We start from the raw sequence: 16,562 nt of genomic DNA on the forward strand, positions 1-16,562 counted from the left end.
TCTTGTCATGAGACTTCCCATTTTTATAGCTTCCGGTTATGGTGCTAAACAGTATTTATTGTCTAATAAACTATTTTTTTATTAGATATTCTGCTTTGTTTTAGCGTCGCGATACTGCTAAGGCAAGCCCTATTTTCTACTTATATTTAGTGAGTAGTTAGAAAGTGTTTGCTTGTTTTTATCGCTGGACAGTACGTATTATCGACCATTTACTCTACTACAACCTATTTAAAGAGTAGCTGATTAATAATATGAGCGTTGCAACGATTAAGTACAGCTGTACCGCGCTTATGCAACGTTTTTGTCTCAATAATTTATTCATGACCTTACCTATGTTTACGATAGTTGAGTAACGGGTCTTTTATTCAATAGCCAACCTAGCATCGATGAAGGAATCATCCGATTTATAGCCTTCGCGGTGTGGTGCGTCTTTTTTTTAGAATAGTGTTCAAAACGATTTCTATTTTGAAAAAAGTTTAAAAAAAGATGACATTAAGTATTGGCTAGCTGATTGAAAGATTTGAGTGCTAACGCTTATATAACGAATGTTAGTCCAACTATATTTAAACAAGATGACATTGTACTTATTTTATTTATAAGGACAATATTATCTAAAATGCAACGACAGTTCATGCCGCTTATATAGTAATACGCTTTTGATAAGCATATATAAGCAGCATAAATTGACACAGCGTTTTGTGGTATGCAGGATGGCTAAAATCAGGAGACATCCATGCAGCGAATTACTTATCGTGCGAAAGCATCTGCGCGAGGGGCTAAACGCCGTATATCATATATACTGCAGCCTTCTAAACGCTTGCTAAGTACCAAAAGTAACATCGTTCCAGCCGTTGCACCTATTAAAGTGACTCGTTTCGCCAAGACCAAAAAATTGGCGCAAATATCTAGTATTGCCCTGCTCTCTCTACCTGCTGAGAGTCTGACGACAATGGGCGCGCCCATACCAGCTTATGAGCATGTCATGTTAGAGAAAACTCTGACCATTGCTGCTGTGCCAGGCGATAGTACTTACTTTGCGACTGATGGCTTTCAGCATGGTTTTGGCTACGACTTAGTGCATAGTTATGCTGATGAGCTCGGGGTAAAAATCGAGCTAAAGGCTTATGCCAGTGAAGATGCAGCGCTCAACGCTTTAAAATCAGGCGATGCCGATATGGCATTGACCACAGCCAGCACTCAGCTAAAAAGCCAGATGAATTTATCGTCAGTCAATGTCAGCTGCGGCTATGACGCCAGCTTGACCAAAAATGGTTTACACCCTAAAGTCAGTTGGACGTTTAATTCAGCCAATGATCCGTTATCACAAAAAGCCAGTTATTTCTTATGTGATAGCATGAAGCTTGAACACACACAGAAATTGGCGGCATTTTATAATCAAAATTTATTAAAAGATGCTTATAGCCAAGACCATTTTAAAAAGACCCTGATAGAGAAATTACCCGACTATCAATCGTCGTTTGAAGAGCAAGCGCGCAATTACAACCATGATTGGGAGTTGCTGGTGGCAATGGGCTATCAAGAGTCACATCTTGATGCTAATGCTGTCTCACCGACAGGGGTACGCGGCCTAATGATGCTGACCAATAATACTGCCAAAGCGATGGGCGTCTCCGACCGCGTTGACCCTTACCAAAGTATCGGTGGTGGCGCTCGCTATTTGGAGCAAATGAAAGCCGATTTCGCTGATGTACCAAAGACCGACCGCATCTGGTTTGCCCTTGCCGCTTATAATATGGGTCCAAATGCCGTAAAAGGTATCCAGCGTAAATTGAATGCCAATGGTATCGATGATAAAAGCTGGGCCAATATATATGCCTACTTATCTGAAAACAGAGCCTCAAATAGCCGTTATGGTCAAGCGATGCATTATGTGAGTAATATTAGAAGTTATCTTGAAACCATTAAAACGCAGACGGTTTAATCAGCTTTCTTTTTAAAATATTTTTAGTAAAAGCTTGTAAATAAAATACCTATAAAACTTTTGCAATAAAAAAGCTGCTCTATGAAGAGCAGCTTTTTTTAATGCTTAAAATTTGTTAAATGCGATTACATTATATATTAGCGATTCGGTACGGTTAGACGTTGACCGCGTTGTAGCATAGTATCTACAGCGATATTATTCATATCCGCAAGCTCTTTGGTTGAGACGCCGTATTTACGCGCCAATCCAATCAAGTTATCGCCTGAACCAACGGTATAGCTGACCGTCGCTTTTGGTACTTTAATGGTTTGACCACGTTGCAACTGGGCGTTAGTCGCTAAATCGTTAGTAGCCGCTAAGTCTTCTACCGAGATGCCAAACTGACGCGCTAGCGCAATAAGGCCATCTCCCGATTTAACTTTATAGCTCTCAGTATTGCCAAGCTTTTTACCGCTAGCAGTACTACTAGTGGCTTCTGCACTGGCGCTGCTGCTGCCTTTATTACTGTTACTGCTGCTACTAGCATTACTATTAGCTGTACTAGAAGCGCTCACTGTCCCATTAGCAGGAATGGTAATCGTACGACCCAATATTAAATTGGAATTAGTTTTCAAGTTATTGGCAGCTGCTAAATCGCCCAATCCAATATTGTAACGCTGCGCAACGCCCGTCAAGGTATCGCCTGATTTGACTTTATAGCTGACTGCCTTGTCGTTAAGCTGACGATCTACCAAATCTTTGGTAACAGGTACTTTAATCGTTTGACCACGTTGCAATCGCGCTTTGGCATCAAAGTTAGTATTTACGGCTGCCAGTTCTTCAGGACTAATGCCAACGCTATTTGCGATACCGATTAAAGTATCACCTGATTTGACTTTATAGTTGGTCGTTGCCACTGAGCTTGAGCTACTAGCAGGAGTATTGCTGCTAGTACTGCTCGATGTGCTGCTAGCCACACTATTAGACGTAGTAGGCGCAGTCGTAAATTCTACATTAGCTGGTACTTTTAAGTTCTGACCAACATATAGTGAATCGGTCGTACGAATATTATTTAACGTCGCCAAGGTAGTAGTCGGCACATTAAACTGGCGTGACAAAGCAATCAAACCATCACCAGGTTTGACTTTATAGTTTTTGGTTGCCGCACTCGACTTAGTAGGTTTGGTCGATGGCGCTGCAGGTGTGGTCGCAGGCGCGGTTACTTTACCAGGAACCAGCCATAGTTTTTGACCACGTAGCAAGTCCGCTCTACTGCTCAGATTATTATAAGTTGCTAGCTGAGTCACTGACAAACCAAAGCGATTGGCTGTACCGATAAGGGTATCACCGCTTTGTACCACATAGCTTTCTGGCTGACTGGCTGCTGTATTGCTCGCACTACTCAAGGGTTCAATCGATTTGGCATTATATAGATATAACGTACTGCCCGCTAATAGATTAGCGCTAGCATCAATCTGGTTCCATTCAGCAATATCACGCCAGTTGACACCCGAACGACTGGCGATATTTGCCAAGGTATCGCCACGTTTTACGGTATAAGTACTGCGTGTACCTTGTGGTTTTGGTTTGCTGACCGAGGTTTTTGGGAAGCTCAGTTTCTTTTCTTTACCACTGGCTTCTAACACTGACTGCTGCGTCTGTACTGCTGATAGGTTGATATTACCATCTGCATTGATGACATTGGTTTCAGGTGTACTAATACGAATTTGACTGGCAATAAAGTCACGTTCCGCTTTACTTAACGGCGGTTCTTGAATGATGGTATTGTTTTGCGTAATTTGTGCCGATGTGGTCGGTAAACTGTTGCTGCTTTTTAGCTCGGCATTAATCTTTTTGGTTTCTGCCGAAGTCAGTGGCGGCTCAGTACGGAATGAGGTATTGCTGCTATAAACAGAGCTGCTCGTCGGTGAAACCGTCGGCGGAATATAGCTGGTGGTTTGCTGCGGTACACTGGCACTCGCGGCATATTCAGCAAGCGCGCTACCCGTAGAAGGCAATGATGTGCCGCCAGTATAAGGTTTATTATTGTAGCTCGGCGTAGTAGAAGTAGAGCCTGAGTAGCTTGGCGCGGTAGCAACATTGCTACTGGTGTTACTAGAAGCAATCACATTACTACTACCATTACCTCTTAAGGCGCTCAGTTTCGCATCCGTCGTCAAGCTGACATCATTAGGAATAATAACACGCTGCGGACCTGATGCATCGATACGAGCTGACGTCAGTGCCGTGTTCAATCTTTCCAATTCATCATAACTGACACCAGTTGTCTGCGAAACTTCGGCTAAGCTGACGCCATAGTTGACCGGCACACTACGGAAATGCTGACGGTTAGCGATAGCAGGCAGATAAACGCCATATTGCTCAGGCTTAGCGACGATTTCGGCAACCGCTAAAAATCGCGGCACATAGTTCATGGTTTCAGTCGGTAATCTTAGCGACCAGTAATCCGTTGGCAATCCCGCAGCAGCATTGGCATCAATGGCTTTTTGTACTCGACCAGGACCGGCGTTATAAGCGGCTAGTGCTAGCTCCCAACTACCAAACTGGTTATGCAGTGCGGTCAAAAAGTCATAAGCGGCACGGGTTGATTCGATGACATCACGGCGACCATCGTAAGTGCTACTTTGATTTAGACCATAGATACGCCCTGTACTTGGGATAAACTGCCATAAACCTGCAGCTGCCGCACTACTGGTACCACTTGGATCGTAGGAGCTTTCAATCACAGGCAATAACGCAAGTTCAGTTGGAATATTACGGCGCTCAGCTTCTCGTACCGTATGGTAAATATAGCGACTGGCACGGGCGGTCAAACGGTTAAGATAGTCTTGACGACTGGTAAACCAACCTTTTTGCGCTTCAATACGCTGATTATAAACAGGCTGACCACCATTCATACGGTAGCCTGCGCGTAAGCGATTCCACAAGTCACCATATTGTTGAATGGCAAGTTTATTGCCTTCAACCATCGTCATGTCGGTGGCTTCTAATAAATCAGCCAGCTCATCTAAGCTCTCAGCATCTAAGAACGCTGTTGAGTAATCAGCGCCAGTACTTGGCTTAGCAGCTTGATTGACAGGACGCTTCGCAACCACAGCTGAGCTGCCGGTCGCACCCGTCTTCTTCACCGCCGAGGTATTACTACAAGCACTGATAAGTAAAGTTGACACCGCAAGTGTCAGTGGTAAAGCGATAAATGAGCGAGATTTTGATGACACAGTAGACATGATAGTGGAAGTTTCCTAACAACAATAAGTGATAAAATAAAGTTAATCGACAGTATAGTACGCAATCTCAAACAAAGACCAGCCTATTATGAAAGATAATGGACAGAATTTAATCCGCCCTATCTTTCAATGGCTAAATAGCGGCATGATTTATACAATTCATTAACTAGCGCTGTTGATGATGGCCTGCTTATAGCTAATTGATCGCTACTTGTGAGACAGCGCGTAAAAGTACTGCATTACCGGTCGATAAGGTAAGCGTCACTCTCGATGTCGTAACAAATGAGACTTTTTGTCCGTCTTTTACCCAGCTTTCATTAGTAGTGACATTGGCTTTTGCTTGATCACCGGTAATGACAATATTATCCACATTGATATCGTAGCGGTAATTTGAGGTATTACTCCAACTGTTTTGCAATAATTTTAGATAAGCATCTTTGTCGAGGCTGGTAGACTTGCCTTTTCTTGACATTGAAATCAAGGCATCATCAGAGACCAAACGCGCCACTTGATTGGTGTTTTGGCTATTGGCAGCTGATTTCATGGCGGCAACGTAGTTTTGTACCAATGATTCGGTCATGGTTGCCGCTTGCGCGCTAATAGTCATAGTGCTGGCAGCCGCCATTATCGCAGTCACGCTAGCACTTTTCATCAATAAGGCCAACAGCCCTTTTCCCCATAATTTTTTCATGCTATTCCTTAGTGATACTATTGTCGTTATGGTCATGCATAGTTTTCATCATGCCATCATGATGCTTAACGGTGATGTATCATTTAATTATTAATTACTGCTCTCGTAGATAAAAATTATCATATAAACTAAAACCAAATCGTACTTTTATAAATTATACTTTTATGAAATTAAGTATAGTAATAAGTCATACGTTTATAAATTAGCTATCTTACATCTGGTTAAATCTAAGATTTTAAGCAGCGTTTTGTTACGATAATTTAGACTATCACTAAATTCTCACAGCCATGTGACACCCTGTTTAATTATTGCGAATGTCACTCTAAAATGGCTGTTTGCATTCAATACATTGTGAACGTATAAAAACCATCTCAACACCTTATAATTGATGGTTTAAGACAGTTTAAGTCGCTTAATGCAAGGTATTTTGAATAGCTGTATTTCTAATAGCAATGTTTTTAATAGCAATGTTTTTAATAGCGATGTTTCTAATGTCGGTGTTTCTAATTTTTATCCTCGGTATGAATGTCTTCATACTGCTCGTCATCACTCAGCTTCATACCCAAGCGCTCAACGCGTCTGTCCATCATCTGCCGAGCTAACGCTTGCATGTCTTCGACGCGATCTATTTCATCGACAATCTCAAGACCCAACAAGGTCTCAAACACATCTTCCAAGGTTACTAAGCCTTTGACTTCGCCATACTCACCAACGGTAATCGCAATGTGAAGACGGTTTTTTAGCATCAACTCTAACAAATCAAACAATTTCATCTTTGAAAATACAAAGGTAATGTCGCGTTTATAATCTGTCAGTGGTTTGTGGGCAGCATTGTTGAACTTTGCCAATAGCATGTCGGTTTTTAATACAAAACCGGTGATATTGTCTAAATCACCATCATAAATTGGTAAACGAGAAAAAGTAAGTTTTGGTCGGTCAACTAGCAGATCAGCAACGGTTTTATGTTCTTCAAACGCCAGCATCACCGAACGCGGGGTCATGATATCTTCAACTTTAATGGCACCAAATGCCAATAAGTTACGAATGATACGCGACTCCAAGGGGTCGATTTGTCCTGACTCTTCACCAATGCTGGCAAGTGCTGCAAACTCACGACGGCTAAACGCCTGCGGTTCTTTGCCGCGTACTAGCAATTTGGTTAATTTTTCTGAAAACCAAATAAGTGGATATAACAGCAAAATAATACCGCGGACAAAATAAGCAACCAGTCCGCCCAATTGACGCCAATATATGGTTCCAAGTGTTTTTGGCATAATTTCTGACAAAAACAAAATGGCCAAGGTCATAACTGCAGAGAAAAGTCCAAACCAAGCGCTACCAAAGACAATCGTCGCCTGCGCACCAGCGCCAATAGAACCTAAAGTATGCGCTACGGTATTTAAGGTTAAGATAGCTGCCAACGACTGATCGATATTATCAACCTTTAAGCGTTTTAGCATGTTGGCTTTTTTTGGATTGCTTTCTTGAATGTCAGCAATATATGACGGGGTCATACTGAGTAATGCGGCCTCTGCCAACGAACAAATAAATGAGATGCCAATCGCTACGAGTACAAACAAGATGAGTAGTAGCACGCTGCTTGCGCTTGGGTCTGCCATTGCTTCAGCTGCCCAAACGGTTTGCGGCAGCAGCGTTATCGCAGTTAACAACAGAAAAGATTTGATACTCAATCGAGTATCGCTACGCATCGTCGGGGGAGGTTCAGCAGATGCGTCTTTACGACAGGCGCGCAGACGGTATAAGCGAGGTACAGACATAAAAGAGGTAAACAAGTTAGGTAACCTAAACAAAGAAGAAAAAGGAAGTCACAATATATCATGGGCTGACGGTAGCAGATAGAAAATAATAAGCGATAAAACCCAATCGTTATCTATCTGGCACTTAAAATCATGATCAAGACAGTCTATTATAGCGCCATTTAGAACGGTTTAAAAACTCCTTTAATGGTAACAGCGACGCTGACATCAGACACCAAACCACTATTTATATCAAAAAGATAACGGGGTTAATCATGCTAATTACGCTACTATTTTCATGCCATGACACTGAATATATCCACTTAATATTCTGAATTTTTCTGCCTGCTTAACCCCTAATTACCCTGCCTTTCATGATAGCAATAAGATGGTTAGCCTAAATATTGGCGGTTAGTATGGTAAATGCTGAACAAAAACATGCCTAGCCTATGATTAACAGTTACCAAGTCTGGGATTTTTTGTTACTATGCCTGTAAATTTATTCTTATCTATGACTTACTGAGAGAAATTATGAGCTTTTTTATTCAAGCTGCCCATGCTGCGCCAGAAACTGCCGGAGCTGCGTCACTATTTGGTCAAATCTTGTTGCCAGTGGCATTTTTTGCCATTTTTTACTTTTTGGTGATTCGCCCGCAGTCTAAACGCACCAAAGAGCACCGCGCCATGGTCAATTCATTGACTGTTGGTAGCGAAATTATCTTTGCTGGCGGTCTTATGGGTCGTATCAAAGCGTTAGAAGGCGATTATGCGGTTGTGAGCTTAAACAACAATACTGACGTTAAAGTACAACGTGCTTCTGTTATTTCAGTATTGCCCGCTGGTACTATCGAAAGCGTTTAAGCATTATTGATATATTTGATGATTGTTAAACATTAATTATTAAACATTGGTTGTGACTAATTGATGGCATTTATCAATTAATAGTTGTAATGACTTCAAAATGACCGTACATTATTTACGGTCATTTTTCGCTTTATTACTTTACGCTTTATCGTTTTTTGCTTTACTATCATCGCGGATGATTACAGTGGTGCATGATTCAGTACGACTACTAAAACAATATAGTAGCTCCCCATTTAGTCACACACCCTTGTTATCGCTAACTTCCCATCTGCTAACTTGTGGCCTGCGTCGCCAGTAGTTTATCAACCTAAAGAAGTGATTATGCAATATCCCGCTTGGAAATACTTACTCATCGTCGTCGTGCTCATCATTGCCGGTATATACGCGGCTCCTAATCTCTATCCTGATGAACCGGCCGTACAGATTACCAGTGCAGCAGCAGGTACGCAGCTGTCTGAAGGTATCTTGACTCAGTCTCAAAGCTTACTTGAAGAGGCTGGAATCAATAATCACGACGGTACCTTTGAGGGCAACAGTGCGCTGGTGCGTCTTGACAATCCAGTCGATCAGCTAAAAGCTCAGGAAGTGCTGCGTCAAAATTTGGGCGAGAACTACGTGGTCGCGCTGAACTTGGCACAGACTACCCCGCAGTGGTTGCGTGATATTGGTGCAAGACCGATGAAACTTGGGCTTGATTTGCGCGGTGGCGTACGTTTTGTGCTAGAAGTGGATATGGACAAGGCGCTTGAACAACGTTTAAACAGCGCCAGTCGTGATATGCGCCGTGACCTGCGTGCTGAGCGTATTGCCATTAAAGGTATCAAAACAGAAAAACGTGGCGTCGTGCTACATTTTTCTGATACCGATACTCGTAACCGTGCACAAAACGTCCTGCAAGGTTCGATGGGTAACACGTTCTCCTTACAGTCTTCTATTGACGAGCAAGGTCCTGCGCTGATTTTAGCTTATAACGATGCAACGCTTGATGAAATCAACAGCTACGCGGTCAATCAAAACTTGACCACTCTGCGCAATCGTATTGCTGAGCTTGGGGTAACCGAAGCCTTAGTACAATCACAAGGTGCTAGCCGTATTGTTGTTGAGCTACCCGGTGTACAAGATACTGCAGAAGCAAAACGTGTCCTTGGTCGTACGGCCAACCTTGAGTTCCGTATGGTCGCTGAAGGTGCTGAAAACTATATGGGCGGCATTCCTCCTGCTGGTACCGAAGCGTTCCCATTTGAAACGCTTGATGGTCCACCAGTGTTGCTAGAGCGCCAAGCGATTGTCACAGGTGACAAGGTAACCAACGCTCAAACGGGTATCGATGAAAGCGGCTCGCCTGAAGTAAGTATTACACTAGATAGTGCTGGCGGTAAGCTGATGCAAAATGCTACCCGTACAGCGGTTGGCAAGCAAATGGCCGTATTGTTTATTGAAAACAAACAACGTATCGCTTATGAAGAAGATCCAGTGACTGGCGAAACGGTGGAAGTACGTACTCCTTACGCTGAAACTAAAGTCATTAACCGTGCCAACATTCAAGCGGTACTTGGCTCATCATTCCGTATTACCGGTCTTGATAGTAGTGCGGAAGCCGCTGAGCTTGCGCTCTTGCTACGTTCAGGTGCGTTAGCAGCGCCGATGTATTTTGTAGAAGAACGGACGATTGGCCCATCATTAGGTCAAGAAAATATCGATAAAGGGCTATTTTCTACCCAAGTTGGTTATCTATTGGTCTTCGCCTTTATGATTATTTTCTATCGCCTATTTGGGGTGATTGCCAATATTGCTCTAGCAGTTAACGTTATTATTATCATCTCTGTTATGTCAATCTTAGGCTCATCACTGACCCTACCTGGTATTGCGGGTATCGTATTGACCATTGGTATGGCGGTGGATGCCAACGTTCTGATTTTTGAGCGTATCCGTGAGGAACTAGCAAACGGCGTCAGACCAAAATCCGCTATCGTGGCAGGTTTTGATCGCGCTTATAGTAGTATTTTCGATGCCAATATCACAACTTTACTGGTCGCCTTTATCTTATTTGCGATTGGTACAGGTCCGATTAAAGGCTTTGCGATTACGTTGGCCATTGGTATTGTCAGCTCGCTATTTACCGCGATTTTGGTAACACGTGCGCTGATACAAATTGCTTACGGTAAGCGTAAATCTATCAAACGTCTGAGTATCGGTTAGGAGAAAACTATGGCCATCGATAATAACAACCCTTTAGAACAAGAGAACAATCCTGAACCGAATGGCTTAAATAGCGAAGCCAGTACGCGTCGCCGTAAGAAACCGCGCCGTGATGGTAAAGGTAGCAATAGCCAAACCAATCATGCCACTGCCAAAACCTCAGGTAGTAAGGCTCGCCGTAGTGGCAAAAGCGCGGATAAAGGCAGTCAAGAACTGACTACTCAAGCATCTGATGCGACCGATACTCACTTAGATACTAACTTAGTATCAGCTGATTCAGGAGATGCTGCTGACGATGCAGCAGCCTATGCTGAAGGCGGCATCAAAGCCATTGGCGATCAGCGTATCATTCCTTTCATGAAGATAGAAAAGCCAATGGCAATTCTATCTATCATTTTGGTCATTGGTAGTATTATCGCGATTGCCATCAATGGTCTAAACCTAGGTCTTGATTTCACCGGCGGGGTTTCAGCCGATGTGCGTTATGAGAATCCTGCTGAGCAAGTCGAAGTGGTCAAAGCCTTGGCTGATAATGGCTTTGATGATGCCGTTGTGCAATATCTAGGCACGCGTCAAGAGCTACTAATACGCTTACCACCCCAATCTGATAACGTTGATGGCTTGAACGCTAGTCTGAGTGAAGCATTAAAACTTCCTAATAATAATGTTGAAATCAGTAACGTTAATATCATCGGTAGTCAAGTTGGTAATGAGATCTATCTAAGCTCAGTCATGTCGATTGTATTAGCATTGGCATGTATGCTTGGATACGTCGCCTTGCGCTTCCAATTCAAACTGGCGATTGGTGCGGTATTGTCACTATTTCACGATGCTATCGTAACCATCGGTGTCTTTGCTTTATTTGGCTTCCCATTTGACTTGACAGTACTAGCAGCCATCTTGGCATTGATTGGTTATTCATTGAACGATACCATCGTCGTCTATGACCGTATCCGTGAAAACTTCCGCCGTGTCCGTGGTATTACTGCGCGTCAAACGATTGATTTGTCATTGACAGAGACGCTACGCCGTACGATTATGACCATCTCAACGGTACTGTTGGTTGTGCTCGCGATGCTATTCTTAGGCGGTGATGGCTTATTCTGGTTCTCGGCTGCGCTGTTTATTGGTCTACTTGCTGGTACTTACTCATCTACCTATATCGCAAGCTCTATTCCTCTAGCAATGGGTCTGTCACGTGATGACTTTATCGTTAAAGTAAAACCTGAGTTTGAAGAAGAAATCGTGACCTTTAATGATCCAAAAATGTTTGAGCAAGACTGATGCTTATATCAAAGCCAATAATTAGACTTTTTAGTTATTAAGTTGGTAAATGTTATTACGATAAAAGCACCTAAACTCTAGGTGCTTTTGTCTTTGTGCTATTTTCATTTATATTTTAATATCATCTGATAAGTACTTAGAAATCTTTTCTGCCTTGTTATTATATAAGCGACTGTGTTATGCCATCTACCTTGCCGCCAACTGTTATGCCACCGATTGATACTCGCTATACGCGCATCATTGCGATTGCACTGCCGGTATTATTGGCTAACCTTGCGATGCCGCTACAAAGCGTCATTGATACGGCGATTGTCGGTAATATGAATGACACTGCGAAGCTTGCTGGGATGGGCTTAGCCATACAACTACTGTCTTTGATACTGGTCAGCTTTAACTTCTTGCAATATGCGTCATCTGGTCTGTCTGCACAAGCACTGGGTCAACTCGCTAATAAAAACACTTCTAGCAATGCCTCATTAAATCCCTCTAAGCAAAATCAATCACCCTTGCTATCAATTTTACAACGTGCTTTGTTACTCGCTTTTATGATTGGCACAGTTTTGCTTATCGCAAAACCTTGGCTGATTGATTTTGGCTTGCAAGCGCTTTCTGCCAATCCTGACAGTGGCAGCGCGGCAAAGACTTATTTAGATGTACGTTTCTGGGGTGTCATCGCTGAGCTGATGAACTTTGCATTTATCGGCTGGTTTGCCGGTCAAGGCAAGACCCGCTATATGCTTTATCAGCAAGGTTTTATCGCTATGCTTAATATCATACTAACCTTATTTTTTGTTTACGTGATGCAAATGGGCTTGGTTGGAGTGGCGTTAGGAACGACGATTGCCTTTTGGCTTGGCGTGGTATTGGCATTATGCCTGAGCCGTCGACATCTACAAATCTCTTGGCGCGCGTTATTTACAGCTAATAAAGAACACTTTAGCAAAGATAAAATGCTTAGGCTATTTTCATTAAATAAAGACATTTTTATACGTACGCTTATTTTAACGATAAGCTTTGCTTGGATTACCCGTCTTTCTGCCCAAAGCGGCGATGTCATACTGGCCGCTAACGCCATCTTATTGCAGGTATTGAGTATCTCAGCCTTTGCCCTTGATGGCGTGGCGGTATCTGCAGAAACCTTAAGCGGACAAGCTGCTGGACGACGTGACTGGCCGCGGTTCCGTATTATCGTCAAACGTACAGGCGTTGTCAGTTACGGACTTGCCTTGATGCTAAGTGCGATATGGTGGCTTGGCATGCCGACTTATTTGCAATTTATGACCAATATCGAACCAGTCTTTGCGCTTGCTTATGACTATCACCTTTATGCCGTACTTCTCCCCCTTGTAGGCGTTGGCGCTTATTGGTTAGATGGGATATTCTTTGGTTTAACGGCAGGTAGTGTCATTCGTAATGCCGCACTGATATTAGCGATTATATTTTTCCCTTTAAGTTGGCTACTGTATCAACAATGGGATATGACCGGCATCTGGCTGAGCGTTTGGTGCTTATTATTATTAAGATTGATTATTCTTAGCGGATTTTTATACCACGCTCATCAAACAGGCAGCTATGAAAAATTGCAGCCTGAATCTTAATTATTAAAGTAATTAGCTGAAATCATGCTTGTATGATGGATTTAGAAAAAAAGACAAGAGACAAAAAAAACGACAAATTAAAGTAAGAAAAAATTAGGATGTCACTTGAATACTCAATTAAATGAGATAAATCAAAACCAAGCCTACCATTACGATTGGGCGGAAGGTTTTAAGAAAAGCTTGCCGGTCGCTATGGGTTATTTACCTGCAGGGATTGCCTTTGGCGTGCTCGCACAAGTGGCTGGTGTGCCAGTGTGGGCCACTATCATGCTAAGTGTGGTCTTATATGCAGGTGCAGCGCAATATGCTTGTCTGCCGATGCTGAGTGCTGGATTACCGATTGGTAATATCGCAACCAATATTGCTGCCATTAATTTACGTCATGTTTTTTATGGTATGCCATTATTACAATATCTGCCAAAGAATAAAATAGCCAAGACTTATTGTTTATTCGCCTTAACGGACGAAACTTTTTCAGTGATGACCAGTTTGCCAAACGAGTCGCGACAATCATTGATACTGCCGATTAGTTTGTTTAATCAAAGCTGGTGGGTATTAGCTGGTACGATTGGCGTGATGATTGGCAGTACATTAAGTGATTTAATACCGCATTTAGATTTCGCTTTGGTATGTTTATTTGCCATTTTAGCTTATGAGCAGTTTCAAAGTATCAAACGTTATTTCCCGATTGGTATTGCGGTTATTGCCTTAGTGATTGCTTCATTGTTTACTAGCAATTGGTTGTTATTAGTAGCGATTACGATTTGTATGCTGATGATTTTAGCCCGTGGTTTTTGGGTGCAGCGTAGTGGTCACAGGGCAGAAGGAGGCAACAATGAGCAGTAGTTATCTGATTTTCGCAACGCTTGCGATGGCCGCTGTGACCTTTATTACTCGCGCCCTACCGGCTTTGATACCCAAAAAGCTACTGGATACGCCTTGGCTGCATCGCTTAAATGAAAGCTTGCCGCTGTCTGTGATGGCATTGCTCATATTAACCAGTCTTTCTTATCAAGGTTTATCAGAACATGCGGGATTAAATAGTGCTGAAGTGCATTTATTAATGGCGCAAATTGGGGCATTACTATTGGTACTATTTATTTATCATCTTAGTCGTCAGTTACTGGTGAGCATGATCGTCGGTATCGCTGCGATTAATGGTTTTTTGTGGTTATTTACCCATTTCTTAGGCTGATTGAAGCTTAATAATTTATCACATTTATTTTTTCTCAAAAAAAAGGCTGCAATCATTGAGATTGCAGCCTTTTTATTTTGTCGTTATTTTAAGATATTTCGTCTCTTACAGCTCTTCTACGCCCATCATATCGACTGGGGTATCAGCAACGATTTGTACGCCTTTTTTACCAGTCTTGGCCGTGTCATTACGTTGCTCTTGCAAATGCTCAAGATAGGCTTCGTTGATTTGTCCGGTAATGTAGCAGCCATTAAACACCGCACAATCAAAGCCTTCAACCTTGCTATGCTTAGTATCTTTAACAGCTTCAATCAAATCGTCCAAATCTTGGAAAATCAAGCGGTCAGCACCGATAATCTCGCGCACTTCTTCAACGCTATGACCTGAGGCGATAAGCTCGCTACGCACTGGCATATCGATACCATAGACGTTTGGATATTTAACTGGCGGCGCAGCACTGGCAAAGAATACTTTACGGGCACCAGCATCACGTGCCATTTGGATAATTTCGTGACAGGTGGTACCGCGAACGATTGAATCATCAACCAAAAGGACATTTTTGCCTTTAAATTCAAGCGGCACCGCGCTTAATTTTTGACGAACTGATTTCTTACGTTGCTGCTGACCTGGCATGATAAAAGTACGACCGATATAGCGGTTTTTCATAAACCCTTCACGGTACTTGATGTTCATCTTTAGCGCCAGCTCCATCGCTGAGGTACGCGAGGTATCAGGGATAGGAATGACTACATCGATATCATGGTCCTCACCCCATTCGGCAAGGATTTTATCGGCCAACTTTTCACCCATACGTAAGCGTGATTTATAAACCGAGATATTGTCCATAATAGAATCTGGACGGGCAAAATACACATATTCAAAGATACAAGGCGTATATTCTTGTTGCTCGACGCACTGATGAGTATGTAGCTTATGGTCTAAATCAATAAAGATAGCTTCGCCCGGTTTAACATCACGCACAATACTAAAGCCTGAACCCGTCAACGCGACTGATTCTGAAGCGACCATATATTCTGTGCCACCGTTAGCAGCCATGCGCTTACCGAAAATCAGCGGACGGATACCATTTGGATCACGGAAGGCCAGCAAACCATGACCAGTAATCAGAGCAACCACGCCATAAGCGCCTTCAATGCGCCCATAAACCGCTGTCACTGCTTCAAAGATATCCGCAGGCGTCGGATTGGTTTTGTCTAGATTCTGCATTTCATGCGCAAGGACATTTAGCAACACTTCAGAATCTGAATCGGTATTTAAATGGCGGCGATCTTCTTGATATAGAGACTTAGCCAAACCTTCAGCATTGGTCAAGTTACCATTGTGTGCAAGGGTAATACCATAAGGCGAGTTGACATAAAAAGGCTGTGCCTCGGCACTACTTGAGGTGCCAGCAGTCGGATAACGGACGTGACCGATACCAAACTTACCCACCAGCTTTAGCATATGACGATTCATAAACACGTCACGTACCATGCCATTTTCTTTACGTAAATAAAGACGCCCATCCTGTAAAGTCACAATACCTGCCGCATCTTGCCCGCGATGCTGTAACATGGTTAAGGCATCATAAAGAATTTGGTTGACTGGCTCATGAGCTGCGACCCCAACGACTCCACACATAGTTGTATCCTATTTTGTACCACACATTGATAACACAATAACGGCTGACAAGGTTGTCTTGAATTTTCGCCTATCATTTGCCGCAAAGCTGATGATCTTGCTGAGAATAACGTCTTATGGACAATAGATAAGGACAATTATCCATAAGACAAGTTGATGATGAT

At 42.8% G+C, this 16,562-nt stretch carries 11 protein-coding genes; 7 read left to right on the plus strand and 4 right to left on the minus strand.

What is annotated here, in order from left to right; all coding sequences use genetic code 11:
- The first annotated feature begins 733 nt into the window (after window positions 1-733).
- The gene (locus tag AC2FA3_RS08100; protein ID WP_201612328.1) at window positions 734-1,942 is read left to right on the plus strand and encodes an MltF family protein; all 1,209 of its coding nucleotides are present in this window, start codon (window positions 734-736) and stop codon (window positions 1,940-1,942) included.
- Window positions 1,943-2,079: 137 nt separating this feature from the next.
- Here AC2FA3_RS08100 and AC2FA3_RS08105 read toward each other — a convergent pair whose 3' ends face one another.
- The 3 genes from AC2FA3_RS08105 to AC2FA3_RS08115 form a co-directional block, all read right to left on the minus strand.
- Window positions 2,080-5,169 (minus strand): LysM peptidoglycan-binding domain-containing protein, encoded by a 3,090-nt coding sequence (locus AC2FA3_RS08105; RefSeq protein ID WP_490509142.1) that lies wholly within the window; start codon window positions 5,167-5,169, stop codon window positions 2,080-2,082.
- A gap of 196 nt (window positions 5,170-5,365) precedes the next feature.
- Complete coding sequence (locus AC2FA3_RS08110; protein WP_201543084.1) at window positions 5,366-5,860, minus strand: nuclear transport factor 2 family protein; 495 nt, start codon at window positions 5,858-5,860, stop codon at window positions 5,366-5,368.
- A gap of 503 nt (window positions 5,861-6,363) precedes the next feature.
- The gene (locus tag AC2FA3_RS08115; protein ID WP_490509143.1) at window positions 6,364-7,653 is read right to left on the minus strand and encodes a hemolysin family protein; all 1,290 of its coding nucleotides are present in this window, start codon (window positions 7,651-7,653) and stop codon (window positions 6,364-6,366) included.
- A 495-nt stretch (window positions 7,654-8,148) separates the two neighbouring features.
- On the opposite strand from AC2FA3_RS08115, the gene yajC reads away from it, so the two are divergent.
- The 6 genes from yajC (at window position 8,149) to AC2FA3_RS08145 (ending at window position 14,757) form a co-directional block, all read left to right on the plus strand.
- A complete protein-coding gene (gene yajC / locus AC2FA3_RS08120; RefSeq protein WP_201543085.1) occupies window positions 8,149-8,478 on the plus strand; it encodes a preprotein translocase subunit YajC in 330 nt (109 codons plus the stop codon).
- A 324-nt stretch (window positions 8,479-8,802) separates the two neighbouring features.
- Window positions 8,803-10,680, plus strand: a complete 1,878-nt coding sequence (gene secD / locus AC2FA3_RS08125; RefSeq protein WP_201543086.1) for a protein translocase subunit SecD — start codon at window positions 8,803-8,805, stop codon at window positions 10,678-10,680.
- 9 nt (window positions 10,681-10,689) lie between these two features.
- Entirely contained in the window at window positions 10,690-11,964 is a 1,275-nt protein-coding gene (gene secF, locus AC2FA3_RS08130) for a protein translocase subunit SecF (protein ID WP_490509144.1), read from the plus strand.
- 179 nt (window positions 11,965-12,143) lie between these two features.
- Window positions 12,144-13,562 (plus strand): MATE family efflux transporter, encoded by a 1,419-nt coding sequence (locus AC2FA3_RS08135; protein WP_490509145.1) that lies wholly within the window; start codon window positions 12,144-12,146, stop codon window positions 13,560-13,562.
- 105 nt (window positions 13,563-13,667) lie between these two features.
- Window positions 13,668-14,408, plus strand: coding sequence for an AzlC family ABC transporter permease (locus AC2FA3_RS08140; RefSeq protein WP_490509146.1), 741 nt, complete (start codon window positions 13,668-13,670; stop codon window positions 14,406-14,408).
- On the plus strand, window positions 14,398-14,757 hold the full coding sequence (locus AC2FA3_RS08145) for an AzlD domain-containing protein (RefSeq protein WP_490509147.1): 360 nt from the start codon (window positions 14,398-14,400) through the stop codon (window positions 14,755-14,757). Before AC2FA3_RS08140 ends, AC2FA3_RS08145 begins: the two co-directional genes overlap by 11 nt.
- A 105-nt stretch (window positions 14,758-14,862) precedes the next feature.
- Here the strand turns inward: AC2FA3_RS08145 and purF are convergent, their stop codons facing one another.
- On the minus strand, window positions 14,863-16,398 hold the full coding sequence (gene purF, locus AC2FA3_RS08150; RefSeq protein ID WP_201543091.1) for an amidophosphoribosyltransferase: 1,536 nt from the start codon (window positions 16,396-16,398) through the stop codon (window positions 14,863-14,865).
- Window positions 16,399-16,562 lie beyond the last annotated feature (164 nt).

This window comes from Janibacter sp. CoH_79_TC_3 (assembly GCF_058197955.1).

Excerpts from the sequence above, each read along its gene's own strand:
- AC2FA3_RS08100 (WP_201612328.1), top strand. The coding sequence starts at position 734 with ATGCAGCGAATTACTTATCGTGCGAAAGCATCTGCGCGAGGGGCTAAA.
- AC2FA3_RS08105 (WP_490509142.1), bottom strand. The coding sequence starts at position 5,169 with ATGTCTACTGTGTCATCAAAATCTCGCTCATTTATCGCTTTACCACTG.
- AC2FA3_RS08110 (WP_201543084.1), bottom strand. The coding sequence starts at position 5,860 with ATGAAAAAATTATGGGGAAAAGGGCTGTTGGCCTTATTGATGAAAAGT.
- yajC (WP_201543085.1), top strand. The coding sequence starts at position 8,149 with ATGAGCTTTTTTATTCAAGCTGCCCATGCTGCGCCAGAAACTGCCGGA.
- secD (WP_201543086.1), top strand. The coding sequence starts at position 8,803 with ATGCAATATCCCGCTTGGAAATACTTACTCATCGTCGTCGTGCTCATC.
- secF (WP_490509144.1), top strand. The coding sequence starts at position 10,690 with ATGGCCATCGATAATAACAACCCTTTAGAACAAGAGAACAATCCTGAA.
- AC2FA3_RS08135 (WP_490509145.1), top strand. The coding sequence starts at position 12,144 with ATGCCATCTACCTTGCCGCCAACTGTTATGCCACCGATTGATACTCGC.
- AC2FA3_RS08145 (WP_490509147.1), top strand. The coding sequence starts at position 14,398 with ATGAGCAGTAGTTATCTGATTTTCGCAACGCTTGCGATGGCCGCTGTG.
- purF (WP_201543091.1), bottom strand. The coding sequence starts at position 16,398 with ATGTGTGGAGTCGTTGGGGTCGCAGCTCATGAGCCAGTCAACCAAATT.